General features: G+C 67.7%; 15 protein-coding genes. 9 read left to right on the top strand and 6 right to left on the bottom strand.

From position 1 onward, the window contains the following. Window positions 1-33 precede the first annotated feature (33 nt). The 3 genes from FA90_RS22940 (at window position 34) to FA90_RS22930 (ending at window position 2,043) form a co-directional block, all read left to right on the top strand. Window positions 34-1,152 (top strand): alpha/beta fold hydrolase, encoded by a 1,119-nt coding sequence (locus FA90_RS22940; RefSeq protein WP_197065343.1) that lies wholly within the window; start codon window positions 34-36, stop codon window positions 1,150-1,152. A gap of 73 nt (window positions 1,153-1,225) precedes the next feature. After that, entirely contained in the window at window positions 1,226-1,702 is a 477-nt protein-coding gene (locus FA90_RS22935; protein ID WP_036172887.1) for an SRPBCC family protein, read from the top strand. Further along, window positions 1,699-2,043, top strand: a complete 345-nt coding sequence (locus FA90_RS22930) for a helix-turn-helix transcriptional regulator (protein WP_051972027.1) — start codon at window positions 1,699-1,701, stop codon at window positions 2,041-2,043. The genes FA90_RS22935 and FA90_RS22930 overlap by 4 nt, the downstream gene beginning before the upstream one ends. A gap of 5 nt (window positions 2,044-2,048) precedes the next feature. On the opposite strand, the gene proC is transcribed toward FA90_RS22930, so the two are convergent. Continuing rightward, window positions 2,049-2,864 carry a pyrroline-5-carboxylate reductase gene (gene proC, locus FA90_RS22925; RefSeq protein ID WP_036172885.1) on the bottom strand — a complete coding sequence of 272 codons (816 nt, stop codon included), beginning with the start codon at window positions 2,862-2,864 and terminating at the stop codon, window positions 2,049-2,051. Window positions 2,865-2,891: 27 nt separating this feature from the next. Beyond that, entirely contained in the window at window positions 2,892-3,593 is a 702-nt protein-coding gene (locus FA90_RS22920; protein WP_036172882.1) for a YggS family pyridoxal phosphate-dependent enzyme, read from the bottom strand. Between the two features lie 75 nt (window positions 3,594-3,668). Here FA90_RS22920 and FA90_RS22915 point away from each other — a divergent pair, with 75 nt between their 5' ends. The 3 genes from FA90_RS22915 to FA90_RS22905 all read left to right on the top strand — a co-directional run bounded on the left by FA90_RS22915 (window position 3,669) and on the right by FA90_RS22905 (window position 6,433). Continuing rightward, on the top strand, window positions 3,669-4,712 hold the full coding sequence (locus FA90_RS22915; RefSeq protein WP_036172879.1) for a type IV pilus twitching motility protein PilT: 1,044 nt from the start codon (window positions 3,669-3,671) through the stop codon (window positions 4,710-4,712). 22 nt (window positions 4,713-4,734) lie between these two features. After that, a complete protein-coding gene (locus FA90_RS22910) occupies window positions 4,735-5,871 on the top strand; it encodes a PilT/PilU family type 4a pilus ATPase (protein WP_036172874.1) in 1,137 nt (378 codons plus the stop codon). A gap of 67 nt (window positions 5,872-5,938) precedes the next feature. Beyond that, on the top strand, window positions 5,939-6,433 hold the full coding sequence (locus tag FA90_RS22905) for a glutathione peroxidase (protein ID WP_036172871.1): 495 nt from the start codon (window positions 5,939-5,941) through the stop codon (window positions 6,431-6,433). Window positions 6,434-6,448: 15 nt separating this feature from the next. On the opposite strand, the gene FA90_RS22900 is transcribed toward FA90_RS22905, so the two are convergent. Both FA90_RS22900 and bla read right to left on the bottom strand, forming a co-directional pair. Next, complete coding sequence (locus FA90_RS22900) at window positions 6,449-7,405, bottom strand: alpha/beta hydrolase (RefSeq protein WP_051972026.1); 957 nt, start codon at window positions 7,403-7,405, stop codon at window positions 6,449-6,451. Next, a complete protein-coding gene (gene bla / locus FA90_RS22895) occupies window positions 7,362-8,246 on the bottom strand; it encodes a subclass B3 metallo-beta-lactamase (RefSeq protein WP_051972025.1) in 885 nt (294 codons plus the stop codon). Before bla ends, FA90_RS22900 begins: the two co-directional genes overlap by 44 nt. Window positions 8,247-8,368: 122 nt before the next feature. On the opposite strand from bla, the gene FA90_RS22890 reads away from it, so the two are divergent. From FA90_RS22890 to FA90_RS22880, 3 genes are read left to right on the top strand one after another with little or no spacing between them, the layout of a single operon-like run. Beyond that, window positions 8,369-9,517, top strand: a complete 1,149-nt coding sequence (locus FA90_RS22890) for a sensor histidine kinase (RefSeq protein WP_081934000.1) — start codon at window positions 8,369-8,371, stop codon at window positions 9,515-9,517. 3 nt (window positions 9,518-9,520) lie between these two features. After that, window positions 9,521-10,279: a LytTR family DNA-binding domain-containing protein gene (locus FA90_RS22885; RefSeq protein ID WP_036172868.1), complete on the top strand. Its 759-nt coding sequence runs from the start codon at window positions 9,521-9,523 to the stop codon at window positions 10,277-10,279. Beyond that, the gene (locus FA90_RS22880; protein ID WP_051972024.1) at window positions 10,276-11,364 is read left to right on the top strand and encodes an acyltransferase; all 1,089 of its coding nucleotides are present in this window, start codon (window positions 10,276-10,278) and stop codon (window positions 11,362-11,364) included. The genes FA90_RS22885 and FA90_RS22880 overlap by 4 nt, the downstream gene beginning before the upstream one ends. On the opposite strand, the gene FA90_RS22875 is transcribed toward FA90_RS22880, so the two are convergent. Together FA90_RS22875 and FA90_RS22870 are read right to left on the bottom strand one after the other, a co-directional pair. Next, window positions 11,365-12,390, bottom strand: coding sequence for a S9 family peptidase (locus tag FA90_RS22875; protein WP_036172865.1), 1,026 nt, complete (start codon window positions 12,388-12,390; stop codon window positions 11,365-11,367). It lies immediately after the preceding gene. An 11-nt stretch (window positions 12,391-12,401) separates the two neighbouring features. Then, window positions 12,402-14,414 (bottom strand): S9 family peptidase, encoded by a 2,013-nt coding sequence (locus FA90_RS22870; protein WP_036172862.1) that lies wholly within the window; start codon window positions 14,412-14,414, stop codon window positions 12,402-12,404. Window positions 14,415-14,474 lie beyond the last annotated feature (60 nt).

Raw genomic sequence — 14,474 nt, 5'->3', positions numbered from 1 at the left:
AAGCCCATGTACATCCTGCCTTTGCCATTTCTGTTGGGAACCCTCCTCAGCCTGGCCTCGCTGGCCATGCTGGTCGGCGGCGTCTATCTCGTCTGGGCCTGGTTCGCCGGCATGCTGGTGGCCACGTCCTCGCTCGTCTACGGCCTCGTGATGGTGGCCTGGTCATTGCTGGGACGCCAGATCGTCCTGGCCTTCTACCCGCACGGGCGCGACAAGCCGCACGCCGTGGCTGGCAACGGCGTGCAGTCGCTCCAGGCAGCGGACGGCAGCAGCCTGCACCTCGAATTCGACGGCCCGCCCGACGGCCCGGTCATCATCCTGACCCACGGCTGGGCACTGGACAGCGCGGCCTGGTACTCGGTGCGGCGCGAACTGGCCAAGACCTACCGCCTGGTGCTGTGGGACCTGCCCGGCCTGGGCAAATCGAGCCAGCCGGCCGACCGCCACTACAGCGTCGCGCGCCTGGCCGAAGACTTGCGCACCGTGATCCTGGCGACCGGCGACAAACCTGTGACCCTGGTCGGGCACAGCATCGGCGGCTTCATGATGCTGACCCTGGCGCGCCTGCATCCGGAGCTGCTGCAGCACAAAGTGCGCGGCATGGTGCTGATGGACACGACCCATACCTGGCCCTTGCGCACCGTGATGGCGGGCGGCCTGCTGCGCCTGCTGCGCTGGCCGCTGATCGAGCCGCTGCTGCTGTTGACCATCCTGTTGTGGCCACTGATGTGGCTGAGCAACCTGCAAAGCTACCTGAACGGCACCAGCCACATCGTCAACCGCCTCACCTCGCTCAGCCGCGGCGTCACGCGCGAGCAGCTCGACTTCGCGTCGCGCTACAACATCAAGGACCATCCCGGCGTCATCGCCAAGGGCTTGCGCGCGGTGCTGCGCTGGGACGAGACCGAGACGCCGCGCACCCTGACGGTGCCGGTGCGGGTGCTGGCGGGCGACGCCGACCGTATCACCAAGCCGGAAGCCGGCATCGCCATCAGCCGGATGGCGCCGGACGCCGACTTCGTCAGCATCGCCCCGGCCGGCCACAACGGCTTGATCGAGGCCGGCGAAAAGTATGCGGCGGCGATCGCCGAGTTCATGCAGAAAACGGCGGTGCAGCGCCAGCCGGGCGGCGCGCCGACGTCGGCCGCATAATACTGAAGTCCAGGGTTTACTTTCGATCGGCTGGATGCAATACTGAAGTTCCCACTTCACCTTGGAGCCAGCCATGTCCACTGCCGCCGTACAGGAAGACACTTTCAGGATCGAACGGTTCTACCCGGCCTCGCCGCAACGCGTATTCGCGGCGTTTGCCGACCCGCAGCGCAAACGCCGCTGGTTTGCCGAAGGCGACACCCATGCGGTCGAGGACTTCGCCATGCGCTTCGAAGTCGGCGGCCAGGAAACCCTCAGCTACCGCCTGAACGCCGGCACACCCTTCGAGGGCGTCCGTCTGGCGCATCGCGGCGCGTTCCTGGACATCGTGCCCGAGGCGCGCATCGTCGCCGCCTCGACGATGGAATTCGGCGGCAAGCGCATCTCGGCCGCGCTGGAAACCTTCGAGTTCATCGCCGTGGATGGCGGCACGCGGCTGGTGCTCACCCATCAGGCGGTGTTTTTCGAAGGCGCGGACGGTCCGCAGATGCGCAGGCAGGGCTGGCAGCAGCTGCTCGACCGGATGGAACAGGCGCTGGCGCGCGCATGACGTCGACCAGCAATGCCGCGTCGCTGGCGCCGAGCGACGCCGACCGCATCTTCATCGCGATGGGCGACGCGACCCGCCGCGCGATCTACCGCCTGCTGGCGCAAGGGCCGCAATCGGTCAGCGCGCTCGCCAAGGCGCTCGAGATCACGCTGACCGCGGTCGCGCAACACCTCGACGTGCTGCAGAAATGCCGGCTGGTCCGCACCAGCAAGCAGGGCCGGGTGCGCACCTGCGCCATCGACCCGCAGGGGCTGGCCGTGCTCGACGAGTGGGTCGCGCTGAACCGGCAGCTGTGGGACCAGCGCCTGGACCGGCTCGGGGAGATGCTCGACGAGGAGTGAGCTGGTCAGTCCTTGCCCAATTCGTCGCCCAGCTCGCGCCCGCGCGCGGCGGCCGCCTTCATCGCCGCGACGATCGCTTCCTTCACGCCGGCCGCTTCCATGCTGGTGATCGCCGCGTGCGTGGTGCCGCCTTTCGAGGTCACGCGCTGGCGCAGCACCTCGGCCGGCTCGTCGGATTGCGCCGCCAGCTGAGCCGCGCCGGTGAACGTGGCCAGCGCCAGTGCGCGGCCCTGCTCGCTCGACAAACCCATCTCGACGGCCGCCTGCTGCATCGCCTCGAGGAAGAAGAACACGTAGGCCGGGCCGCTGCCCGAGACCGCCGTCACCGGATCGATCAGGTCTTCGGTCTCGAGCCACACGGTCTGGCCGACCGCCTGCAGGATGCTGTCGGCGGCCTGGCGCTGGGCCTCGCTGACGCCGGCCATCGCCACCATCCCGGTGATGCCTTGCTTGACCAGCGCCGGCGTGTTCGGCATGGTGCGCACGATGGCGCCGTAGCCGCCCAGCCAGCGCGACAAGTCGGCGCCGCGGATGCCGGCCGCGATCGACAGCACCAGCGGACGATTCTCCAGTTGCGACTGCAGGCGCAGCGCCACGTCGCGCATCTGCTGCGGCTTCACGGCCAGCACGATGACGTCGCTGGCGGCGACTTCCGCGCCGATCCCGGGCGCGGTACGCACGCCATAGGCCTCGCGCAGCTTGCCGAGCGCCTCGGCGTTCGGGTCGACCACGTGGATGTCGCCGCCGCGTGCTGCCTTGCCGGCCAGGCCGGCGATCAGGGCGGTCGCCATGTTGCCGCCGCCGATGAAACTGATCTTCATACGATTCCTTGAAAAGTCGTTCGCGGGTTACTCGTAATGGCGCGCGCCGAAGATCGCACTGCCGACGCGCACGATGCTGGCGCCTTCCAGCACCGCCGCGTGCAGGTCGGCCGACATGCCCATCGACAGCGTGTCCACGAAGATGCCGTCGTCGACGATGGCTTGCGCGAGCGCGCGCAGGCGCGCGAAGGGCACGCGCTGCAGCGCGGCGTCAAGCTGCGGCTCCGGAATCGCCATCAGCCCGCGCAGGCGCAGGTTCGGCAAGGCCGCAACGGCGCGCGCGAGTTCCGGCAGCTCGTCCGGGTGGACGCCGCTCTTGGTCGCTTCGCCGCTGATGTTCACCTGCAAACAGATATTCAACGGCCCCAGCTCGGGCGGGCGCTGTTCGGACAGGCGCTGGGCGATTTTCAAGCGCTCGACCGTGTGCACCCAATCGAAACTGGCGGCGATCGGACGCGTCTTGTTGGACTGGATCGGACCGATGAAATGCCATTCCAGCGCCAGATCGGGTCGCGCTTTTGCCACAGCGGCGATTTTGTCGACGCCTTCCTGCAGATAGTTTTCGCCGAACGCGCGCTGGCCGGCATCGACCGCTTCCAGCACCGCTTCAGGGGGAAACATCTTCGAAACGGCCAGCAACTGGACGGTCGAACGCGGCCTGCCGGCAGCGTCGCAGGCTGACTGGATTGCTGCTTCGACAGCTTGCAAGTTCGCGGCGATTGTGGACATAATGGTTTTCTACACGGAAATATTTTCGGTTGCACGCGCCACCGGAAGACAGCGGCCGAACAGGATTATATATAAATGGACATCTCCGAACTTCTCGCATTCTCGGTCAAGAACAAGGCCTCGGACCTGCACCTCTCTTCCGGCCTGCCGCCGATGATCCGCGTGCATGGCGACGTGCGCCGCATCAACCTGCCGCCGCTCGAGCACAAGGACGTGCACGGCATGATCTATGACATCATGAACGACGGCCAGCGCAAGCAGTACGAAGAGATGCTCGAGTGCGACTTCTCGTTCGCGATTCCCGGCCTGGCGCGCTTCCGCGTCAACGCCTACAACCAGGAACGCGGCGCGGCGGCCGTGATGCGTACGATTCCGTCCAAGATCCTGTCGCTGGAAGAGCTGAACGCACCGAAGATCTTCGCCGAGCTTGCCCTGAAGCCGCGCGGCCTGGTGCTGGTGACCGGCCCGACCGGCTCCGGCAAGTCGACCACGCTGGCGGCGATGGTCAACCACCTGAACGAGCACGAATACGGCCACATCCTCACCATCGAGGACCCGATCGAGTTCGTCCACGATTCGAAAAAGTGCCTGGTCAACCAGCGCGAAGTCGGTCCGCACACGCTGTCGTTCAACAACGCGCTGCGCTCGGCGCTGCGCGAAGACCCGGACGCGATCCTGGTCGGCGAGCTGCGCGACCTCGAAACGATCCGCCTGGCGCTGTCGGCCGCCGAGACCGGCCACCTGGTGTTCGGCACGCTGCACACCTCGTCGGCGGCCAAGACCATCGACCGTATCGTCGACGTGTTCCCGGCCGAGGAAAAGGAGATGGTGCGCGCGATGCTGTCGGAGTCGCTGCAGGCCGTGATCTCCCAGACGCTGCTGAAAACCAAGGACGGCTCGGGCCGCGTGGCCGCGCACGAGATCATGATCGGCACGCCGGCGATCCGCAACCTGATCCGCGAAGCCAAGATCGCGCAGATGTACTCGGCGATCCAGACCGGCTCGAACGTCGGCATGCAGACGCTGGACCAGAACCTGACCGAGCTGGTGCGCCGCAACGTGATCTCCAGCGCCGCTGCCCGCGCCGCCGCAAAAATCCCGGACAACTTCCCGGGCTGATATTCAATTTATACGGTTTACCATGGAACGCGACCAGGCCTCCAAATTCATGTTCGACCTGCTGCGCCTGATGGTCAGCAAGGGCGGCTCCGACCTGTTCATCACGTCCGGCTTCCCGCCCGCGATCAAGATCGACGGGCGCATGACCCCGGTGTCGAACCAGGCGCTGAACGGCTCGCACACGGCCGACCTGGCGCGCGCCATCATGAACGACAAGCAGGCCGCCGGCTTCGAGCTCTCCAAGGAAGCCAACTTCGCGATCAGCCCCGGCGACCTGGGGCGCTTCCGCGTCTCGGCCTTCATGCAGATGGGCTGCGTGGGCATGGTGCTGCGCGTGATCACCACCACCATCCCGCGTTTTGACGACCTCGAGCTGCCGGACGTACTGAAAGACGTGATCATGACCAAGCGCGGCCTGGTGATCATGGTCGGCGCGACCGGCTCCGGCAAGTCGACGACGATGGCGGCGATGGTCGGCTACCGGAATGAAAACAGCTACGGCCACATCATCACGATCGAAGACCCGGTCGAATTCGTGCACCCGCACCGCAACTGCGTGATCACCCAGCGCGAAGTCGGCGTCGACACCGACAGCTTCGAGGCCGCACTGAAGAATTCGCTGCGCCAGGCGCCGGACGTGATCCAGATCGGCGAGATCCGCGACCGCGAGACGATGGAGCACGCGATCGCCTTCGCCGAGACCGGCCACCTGTGCCTGGCCACGCTGCACGCCAACAGCGCCAACCAGGCGCTCGACCGCATCATCAACTTCTTCCCGGAAGAGCGCCGCCAGCAGCTGCTGATGGACCTGTCGCTCAACATGAAAGGCCTGATCTCGCAGCGCCTCATCCCGCGCAAAGAGGCCAAGGGCCGCGTCGTGGCGATCGAGATCATGCTGAACTCGCCGCTCATCTCCGACCTGATCTTCAAGGGCGAAGTCCACGAGATCAAGGAGATCATGAAGAAGTCGCGCGAACTCGGCATGCAGACCTTCGACCAGGCGCTGTTCGACCTGTACGAGGCCGACAAGATCAGCTACGAGGACGCGCTGCGCAACGCCGACTCCGTCAACGACCTGCGCCTGAACATCAAGCTCAATAGCAAGCACGCCAGGAACCGCGATTTCTCGAGCGGGACGGAGCACCTGGGGATCGTCTGAACGACACCCGCGCGGGTTTGTCGTACACTCTTGCATTCGAATTAACATGAATGCAGGAGAGTGTCCGATGAACGTCTTCGATTTTCACGCCGTGTCCCTGGACGGCAGGCAGGTAGAGCTCAGCCAGTACCGCGGCAAGGTGCTGCTGATCGTGAACACCGCCAGCGAATGCGGCTTCACGCCGCAATACAAGGGCCTGGAAGCCCTGTACCGCGAGCTGCACGGCCGCGGCCCCGGTTTCGAGGTGCTGGGCTTCCCCTGCAACCAGTTCGGCAAGCAGGAGCCGGGCACCGAGGCCGAGATCGGCGCCTTCTGCGAGCAGAACTACGGCGTTTCGTTCCCGATGTTCGCCAAGGTCGACGTCAACGGCGAGCACACCCATCCGCTGTGGCAGTACCTGAAGGGTGAGGCTTCCGGCGTGCTGGGCACGGAAGCCATCAAGTGGAACTTCACCAAGTTCCTGGTCGGGCCCGACGGCCAGGTGGTCAAGCGCTACGCGCCGCTGACCAAGCCGGAAGACATCGCCAACGACATCGAAGCGCTGCTGGCCCAGCCGGCCTGACGTTCAGCACGCGATCTAACGCGGCTCTTCATGTAGATACGCGCGCAGCCCGTGCGTGAGCAGGATCGGGAACACGCTGGCGTGGTCCTCGCCGGGGAATACCTCGAGCTGCGTCTTCAAGCCCGGATAACGGTGCGCCTTCAAGGCCGCGTCGAACTCGCGCAGGTCCGCCACCATGTCGGCATGCTCTTCCGAGCGCGAACGCTTCTGCCCGCGCGCCAGCGTCTCCTGGCCGCCGATGCCGAAGTAGACCTTGGCCGGCAAATCCTTGTGCGCGCGCGCGTACGCCCGCTCGCGCTCGAACAGCACGCCGCCGTCGAACCACAGCGACGGGCTGCCGAGGATGTAGTCTTCAAAAGTCCCGGGCCGCGTCAACAGCAGCTCGACGCCGAGCAGGCTGCCGTAGGAGTGTCCCACGAAGATCTTGCGCCCCATGTCGGCGCCGTAGCGCGCGGCCACCAGCGGGAACACCTGCTTCGAGATGAAGCGCCCGTAATCGTCGGCCTGCCCGAAGGCGACCTGGCGGCCCGGCATGTCCGAGGTGTAGACGCCGGCGCGCGGCACGCTCGGCGTGTAGTCGCGGCGCCGGCTGTAGGTCGGGCTGTCGCCCTTCGCGTACGACAGGCCGACCACGATCGCCTCCTCCAGATGCCCGTGCTTGTGCAGCCGGTCGGCGATCGCGCGCACCACCGGGAAGCCATAATTCGCGTCGACCACGAAGATGACCGGATAGCGCCGGCCCGTACTTTGCGTTGCCCCGTACGACTCGGGCAGCGCGACGTAGACCTGGTAGTCGCGCTGCAGGGTTGCAGCGTGGAGGTCGAGCACCTCGGTGTCGGCCAGCACGTAGGGCGCGGCGTTCGCGGCTGCAGTCGATGTAGCCGCGGCTGCGCCGGCCAGGCACAGCGCGAGCGATGCGAACAGGCGTTCATGGTTTTCCTTTCCCTTTTTGTTTGCCTTTGTCTTTCCCATGTTCTTGCGCCAGCGTCTGCGCCAGGAACTCGTGTCCGACCCTGGCATAGGCATGGCATGCATCCGGGTCGATGAAGGCGGCATCCCCAGACGTGGCCTGCTTCGCCTTGCGCTCCCACAGGCCGCTGAACTCGGGGTGGGCGCTGACCAGGACATCGCACTTGACGGCGTCGACCCAGGCGATCGAGCGCTCGACGTCGGCCTGCGCAGCCGGGTACAGCGGATTGCCGCTGAAGCGCCGGCCCTCGGCGGCCAGCGCGAACACGCTGTCGGCGAACACCACGTCGACCGTGCGCCCGCCTTCGGTGGACTGCCAGGTATAGCTGACGCCACCCTTGGTGTGTCCCGGCGTGAAGTGCGCGGTCACGGCCAGCGGCCCCACGCGGATCACTTCGCCGTCGCGCAGCGCGCGCGTGCGCGCGACCGGCGCCATCGGGATCAAGCCCGGGTATTGCGGATCGGCGCGGTCGGGCTGGCCGGTGCGCAGGACCTGCTCGTTGCCCGGCCCGGCCAGCACCGTCGCGCCGCTGAGCTTCTGCAATGCGGCGACGGCGCCGCCGTGGTCCTGGTGCGCATGCGAATTCAGGATGTAGCGGATGTCTTCGACCTTGAAGCCGAGCTGGCGGATGTGGTCTGCGACCTGTCTGGCGGCCTCCGGCCCACCGACGTCGACCAGGATGTGGCCTTCTTTGGAGGTGATCAGCACCGCGCTGATGCCGTGGGTGCCGACATAATAAGTGTCGCCGTAGATGGCGAAAGGCTGCTGCGGCGCGTACCAGTCGGCGGCGTGGGCTGCGTTGGCCGCCAGTGCGAGAACGAAGGTAGGGATCAGGGTTTTCATGCGCCGATTCTGCCGCGCCTTCGCTACCCCGGCAGCGGCCGCGTGACGAAAGGCCGGATCGGCGTGACGGGCCTGGGCGGCGGGCGGTTTCGGCGCCTGGGGCCGCTGCTATACTTTTGTCAATGAATACCCGCCCCGCTTCCGCTGTCGCTTCCACGGTTCCTGCCGACGCCATCGGCGCCCGGCCTGCGCTGCCGCCGGCCTTCAAGACCATCGGCACCACCATCCTGCTGTGGAGCGCGATCAGCGCCCTGGGCGCGCTGCAGACCTACAGCGACAACCTGCGCGGCGGCGTCGACAGCCACTATCCGACGCTGCTGCTGACCTGGTTCGTCGAATACGCGGTGCCGCTGATCGTGCTGAGCGCCGGCCTGTCGATGCTGCTGGCGCGCTGGCCGGCGCCGCTCGCACGCCCGCGCAACGTGGTGCTGCTGTTCGTCGCCCTGGTACTGGTGTTCCAGCCGCTCGAGTGGACCTGGATGGCCTGGCAGCGCGGCTACCTGCACATCGCCAGCCTGGCCGACGTCCGGCAACTGCTGCTGAAGATGCTGCTGGTCGGCTGGTTCTCGACCACCGGCACCTTCGCCGCCATCCTCGCCCTGCACTACTGGCGCCAGGCGCGCGAGCGCGAGCTGGCCTGGCAGCGCAGCCAGACCGACATGCTCGGCCTGCGCCTGGCGCTCGAGGAGCAGCGCATGCTGGCCCTGCGCGCCCAGCTCGAGCCGCACTTCCTGTTCAACGCGCTGAACGCGATCAGCGCGCTGGTGCGCGACGGCGACAAGACGCTGGCCCTCGGCGGCATCGGCCGCCTGAGCGACCTGCTGCGTTACGCGCTCTCGGCCAGCAGCCGCAACACGACCACGGTCGCCGCCGAACTGCGTTTCGTGCGCGACTACCTCGACCTGCAGCGCCTGCGCTATGGCGAACGCCTGCGCGTGCACATCGCCGGCGACGACGAACTGCTGCACGAGGTCGAATGTCCGCCGCTGCTGCTGCAGCCGCTGATCGAAAACGCGCTGCGCCACGACCTCGATTGCCACGCCGGCCCCGGCGACATCGCGCTGTCCTTCGCACGCGAAGGCGACGCGCTGGCGATCCGCGTCACCAACCCGCTCAGCGCGCAGGCGTCGCCCAATCCCGGCGCGGGTCTCGGCCTGGCCAACACGCGCGATCGCCTGCGCCTGATGCACTCGGGCGCCTCGCTGCAGGCCGGGCCGCAGGATGGGCGTTTCGTCGCCGAGGTGCGCCTGCCGCTGCTGGATCTGGACTGAGCCATGAGCATCCGCTACCTGATCGTCGACGACGAAGCCCCCGGCCGCGCCAACCTGCGCCTGGCGATGGACGCCCACCCGGACTGGCAGCTGGTGGCCGAATGCGACGGCGCCGCCGCCGCGCGCGTGGCGCTGGCCGGGTCGGGCGCCAACGTCGCCGTGATCTTCCTCGACGTGCAGATGCCGGGCGAATCCGGCCTGGTGCTGGCGCGCGAACTGAGCCGCCTGCGCGAGCCGCCGCTGGTGGTGTTCGTGACCGCCTACAGCGAGCACGCGATCGACGCCTTCGAGGTGCATGCGCTCGACTACCTGTTGAAACCCTTGAGCGACGCGCGCCTGGCCCAGGCGGTCGAGCGCAGCGCCGACATGCTGCGCCAGCGCCAGCGCGAAGCCTATGGCGCGGCGCTGCGCAGCTACGTCGACGCCGACGCCAAAGCCTTCGCCGACCACCTGAACGTGCGCTCGGTCGGGCGCATCGAGCAGGTACGCGTCGCCGAGGTGCTGTGGCTGGCCGCGGCCGGCAACTACGTCGAGCTGCACCTGGCCGGGCGCACGGTGCTGCACCGGATCACGCTCAACCGCCTGGAAGCGCTGCTCGATCCGGCGGTTTTCCTGCGCGTGCACCGCGGCGCGATCGTGCGGCGCGACCAGCTCGCGCGCCTGGCCACCACCGGCGACGGCACCTATCGCCTGGGCCTGCGCTGCGGCGCCGAGGTGGCGGTCAGCGAGCGCTACCTGGCTGCGCTGAAAGCCGCGATGTGAAGGCGCGCAACGCCGGCATCGACTGGCTGCGTGGCCTGGCGATCCTGCTGGTGATCGTGCACCACCTGGCGCTGCCGTTCCGCCTGCCGCTGCGTCCCAGCCTGCTCGGCCACTGGGGGCCCAGGCGGCTGCTGAACGCGATCAGCTTCAACGGCTACGAAGCGGTCTTCATCTTCTTCGTGATCTCGGGCTTCCTGATCGCCACCCGCATCGTCGAGCGCGACGGCGAGCTCGCGCGCGTGCGCCTGCGCCGCTTTTACGCGGCGCGCGCCTGGCGCATCCTGCCGCTGCTGGCGCCGGTCCTGGCCGTGCTGGCGCTTTTCGCCGCCTGCGGCGTGCCGGGCTTCGCGCCCGAACCCGGCCAGCAAAGCATTGGCGGCCTGCTGGCGTCGGCCCTGAGTTTTACCTTCAACTGGTACGAGGGCCGCACCGGCTGGGCGCCGGCCGGCTGGGACGTGTTGTGGTCGCTGTCGATCGAAGAGGCCTTTTATCTCGGCTTCCCGCTGCTGTGCCTGTGGCTGCCGCGGCGGTTGCTGGTCGGCGTCCTGCTGGCATGGGCGCTGGCGCTGAACCCCTTGCGCAGCCTGGTGCCGGCCAGCGACGAAGTCTGGTGGGAGAAGGCCTACCTGCCCGGCATGGCGGCGATTGCCTGGGGCGTGCTGGCCGCGCTGCTGGGGCGCCGCTGGCATCCCACGCGGCGCGAAGCGCGCCTGCTGGCCGTCCTGGGCGCCATCTGCATCCTGCTGCCGCTCGGCTGGGGCGACCTGGTGCACCGGCACCTGGCCACATCGAATATGTACCTGTTGTGCGTGGGCAGCTGCGCGATCCTGCTGGCCTGTCACGCGCATCCACCGGCGCCACGCCGCGGCCTGGGCTGGCTGGCGCGCATGGGGGCGCTCAGCTACGAGCTGTACCTGTCGCACATGTTCGTCGTGCTGGGGACGGTGGCGGCGTACCGCGCACTGCTCGGCGACAGACAGGACTGGACCTTCGTCGTGTACGTGCCGGTGGTGCTGGCGTGTTATCGGCTGGCCGGGCCGCTGGCGCGCTTGACGGCATACCTTACGGCGCGATTGCGCACCTGATTAGCCCCGCTCGAACCACTTGATCACTGCATCATATTCCTCCTGCAGGTCCTGCCAGCCCTGCCCCGGCGCCATCAAGCCGTGATCGGCGTTCGGGATGCGGCGAAACGTGACGTCGCGCCCGAGCCCGCGCAGGCGCGCGTACGTGGCCTCGCTCGACAGGATCGGCACGCTCGCATCCTGCATGCCGTCGACCATGTAGACCTTGGCCCTGGCCTGCGCCAGGTCCTCGCCGTGCGACTGGGCGAAGAAGCTGCTCCAGCGCAGGTAGGTGTGGCCCGCGAAGAATTTATCGGCGCTGCGCGGGTCGGCGGCGATGGCGTCGATGGTGGCGTCCAGTTCGCGCAGGCGGCGCAGCTTGTCGTCGTCGCTGCCTGGCCCGGCGTAGGCGTGCACGATGAAGTCGTACAGCTGGGTCGGACCGGGCGGTCCGCCGATCAGCGCGACGTGCGTCAGTTCGGGCATCGCGCGCGCCAGGCCGGCCGCCACCGCCGCGCCTTCCGAGATGCCGATGACCAGCACGCGGCTGGCGTCGACGTCGGGCTGGGCCAGGGCGTGGCGCAGCGCGGCCTTCAAGGTGACCAGCCAGCTGTCGTAGGAAAAGTGGGCGTTGAAGGCCGGCGGGCAGGCGGTGGCCGTGCCCGGCCGGTCAGTTGCAGGCGGCTGCTCCGGCTGATAAGGCTTGTCGACCGCCATGACGGCGTAGCGGTGCCGGGCCGCCAGCGGCGCCCAGGAAAAGATGTTCGACGAGCGCTTGGGCGTGCCCAGGCCGACGAACGGCGGCACGCAGCCCGAGCCCTGGATATACAACACCAGCGGCGCCTTGTGGCCGGGCCGCGACAGCACGTAACGCACCGGCGCGCCGGCGTCTCCCGGCAGCGTGAAGCGGCTGAGGACCAGCGCGCCGGCGTCGAATTTCTCTTCCCGTGACTTCTCTTCCTGTGCCGCCGGCGCGGCCATGGCCGGCCATACCCCAATCGCCGTCACCAGCGCAGCGGCCAGCACGACCTTCGCATATCGATGCATGGATGCCTTTCTCAACGCGGCGGCTCGCCGCCCGACCCGATCTGCTTTTGTAAAAACTTCTCCACCCGGCCCCAGAAATCGAGACGCGTCTCGACCAGCGTCCAGCCATGTCCTTCCTGTTCGTACTCGATCCATTCGACGTTCTTGTTGGTCTGGCGGACCGCGTCGTAGAACTTCTTGCCGTGGTAGATCGGCACGCGCTGGTCGACGCCGCCGTAAGCCAGCAGCAGCGGCTGGGTGATGCGCGCGGCCTGCCTGAGCGGCGAGGTCTGCGCGAACTGGGCCGCGTCCTTGACCGGATCGCCGACCAGCGTCGGCATGCCGTAGCGCTTCCAGCCTTCGGACAGGTCGCTGTCGGCGCTCCAATGGCCATTGTAGAGCAGTTCGATGTCGGTCACGCCGACCCAGTCGATGCCGCACTTGTACAGGTCGGGATCGCGGATCAGCCCCATCAGGGTGGCGTAGCCGCCGTAACTGGCGCCGCCGATGCAGATGCGCTTCGGGTCGGCGATGCCCTCGCCGATGGCCCAACGCGTGGCGTCCGCGACGTCGTCCTGCATCGCCAGCCCCCACTGCTTCCAGCCGGCGCGGAAGTGGGCCGCACCGTAGCCGGTGCTGCCGCGAAATTCTGGCTCGAGCACCACGTACCCGCGCGAGGCCAGGAACTGGCCTTGGCTGTCCCAGCCCCATTCGCTGCCGCGCACGTACGGGCCGCCATGCACCAGCACCACCATCGGCAGCTTCTTCCCTTCACTGCCATGCGGTATCGTGACCCAGGTCGGGATGATCTGGCCGTCGCGCGCCTTGACCTGCACCAGCGACTGCCGCGCCATGCGCGCCGTAGGAAGCGCCGGGCGGCTGGCGCCGATCCTGGCCAGCTTGCCGGTGTCGCGGTTGAACAGCAGGGTCACCGGCGGCTGGCGGTCGGACCACGACTCGACCAGCACGAACGGCGTCTCGGAGCGCACGCCGACGCTCAGTACGTTGACGCAGCCTGGCAGCAGCTTGTCGACCGTCTCCTGCGCCTTCTTCATGGCCGGGTCGAACCAGGCCGCGCTCTGGGCATCGACCGTATAGCGCACGCCGAGCAGCTTGCCCGCACCGACGATCAGGCTACCGCTGAAGTCGTATTCCTCAAGGTCGACCAGCGGCTTGGACGCCCTTGTGCCGGTGGCGAGGTCGTAGGCGAACAGCGCGCTCTTGTCGCGCCCGGCGTAGCTGGTCACGTACAGCTCGCCCGTCGGCGCAAAGCCGAGCGGCGTGACGGTCTTGGCGTCGGACAGGTAGACGTTATCGGTGGCGAGCTTGCGCCACTTGCCGGTCTTGGGGTCGAGGTAGTGCAGCACTTCGGTATTGCCGTCGACCGTAATCGCCAGCGCCGGCTTGCCCTTGGCATCCAGCCACCATTCGCGCACGCGGCCGGGACCGTCGACGGATTCGGTGCGGCCGGTCACGGTGTTGAGCCGGATCAGGTCGGCCACGTCGTCGCCGTCGCGGCTGAACTTGACCATCTCGACATAGACCCAGTCCGAATCCTGTGCCCCGGCCTGGTCGAGCATGAAGGTATTCCAGGGCAGCTTCTCGCGGCCGACCGTGTAGGCGCTGGTGGCCTGGTCGGTCTCGAAGCCGACCGTCGCCAGCTGGCGGTACGCGCTGCCGTCGGCATTGACCGCGAACAGCCCGGGCGCGTTATGGTCCCGGCCCGGCGCGATGCGGTTGTCGCGCGAGTCGAACAGCAGCCGGTTGTCGTTGACCCACTCGAACCGGCCGACGTCGTCGTCGGCGAAGCCACCGACGACCTGCATCGCATTGTCGGCCAGGTTCACCACGCCAAGCTGGTCGCGTCCTTTGCTGTTCGTTACGCGCATCGCCAGCCGCTTGCCGTCCGGCGACAGCTTGGCGCCGCTCAGCGCCGGGTTCTCGAAGAACGCGGCGATCGGAATGGGCGCCTCGGCGGCGAAGCACGCCGGCGCAGCGTGCAGGGAAAGAGCAAGCGCCAACAACAAGGGGTGGGCGATACGCATGGCGTGGGCCGGAGTCAATACAGGTCAGCCATGGTAACGCTCTGCAGTTATTGGCGCTAC

The organism is Massilia sp. 9096 (assembly GCF_000745265.1).
In the GTDB taxonomy this organism is placed as follows: domain Bacteria; phylum Pseudomonadota; class Gammaproteobacteria; order Burkholderiales; family Burkholderiaceae_D; genus Telluria.
The sequence above is the reverse complement of the archived record's forward strand: the minus strand, read 5'-3'. Positions and strand labels throughout refer to the sequence as shown.

What these genes read in the sequence shown, in the direction of transcription:
- FA90_RS22935 (WP_036172887.1), top strand. Translation starts at nt 1,226, where the DNA reads ATGTCCACTGCCGCCGTACAGGAAGACACTTTCAGGATCGAACGGTTC.
- FA90_RS22930 (WP_051972027.1), top strand. Translation starts at nt 1,699, where the DNA reads ATGACGTCGACCAGCAATGCCGCGTCGCTGGCGCCGAGCGACGCCGAC.
- proC (WP_036172885.1), bottom strand. Translation starts at nt 2,864, where the DNA reads ATGAAGATCAGTTTCATCGGCGGCGGCAACATGGCGACCGCCCTGATC.
- FA90_RS22920 (WP_036172882.1), bottom strand. Translation starts at nt 3,593, where the DNA reads ATGTCCACAATCGCCGCGAACTTGCAAGCTGTCGAAGCAGCAATCCAG.
- FA90_RS22915 (WP_036172879.1), top strand. Translation starts at nt 3,669, where the DNA reads ATGGACATCTCCGAACTTCTCGCATTCTCGGTCAAGAACAAGGCCTCG.
- FA90_RS22910 (WP_036172874.1), top strand. Translation starts at nt 4,735, where the DNA reads ATGGAACGCGACCAGGCCTCCAAATTCATGTTCGACCTGCTGCGCCTG.
- FA90_RS22905 (WP_036172871.1), top strand. Translation starts at nt 5,939, where the DNA reads ATGAACGTCTTCGATTTTCACGCCGTGTCCCTGGACGGCAGGCAGGTA.
- FA90_RS22900 (WP_051972026.1), bottom strand. Translation starts at nt 7,405, where the DNA reads ATGGGAAAGACAAAGGCAAACAAAAAGGGAAAGGAAAACCATGAACGC.
- bla (WP_051972025.1), bottom strand. Translation starts at nt 8,246, where the DNA reads ATGAAAACCCTGATCCCTACCTTCGTTCTCGCACTGGCGGCCAACGCA.
- FA90_RS22890 (WP_081934000.1), top strand. Translation starts at nt 8,369, where the DNA reads ATGAATACCCGCCCCGCTTCCGCTGTCGCTTCCACGGTTCCTGCCGAC.
- FA90_RS22885 (WP_036172868.1), top strand. Translation starts at nt 9,521, where the DNA reads ATGAGCATCCGCTACCTGATCGTCGACGACGAAGCCCCCGGCCGCGCC.
- FA90_RS22875 (WP_036172865.1), bottom strand. Translation starts at nt 12,390, where the DNA reads ATGCATCGATATGCGAAGGTCGTGCTGGCCGCTGCGCTGGTGACGGCG.
- FA90_RS22870 (WP_036172862.1), bottom strand. Translation starts at nt 14,414, where the DNA reads ATGCGTATCGCCCACCCCTTGTTGTTGGCGCTTGCTCTTTCCCTGCAC.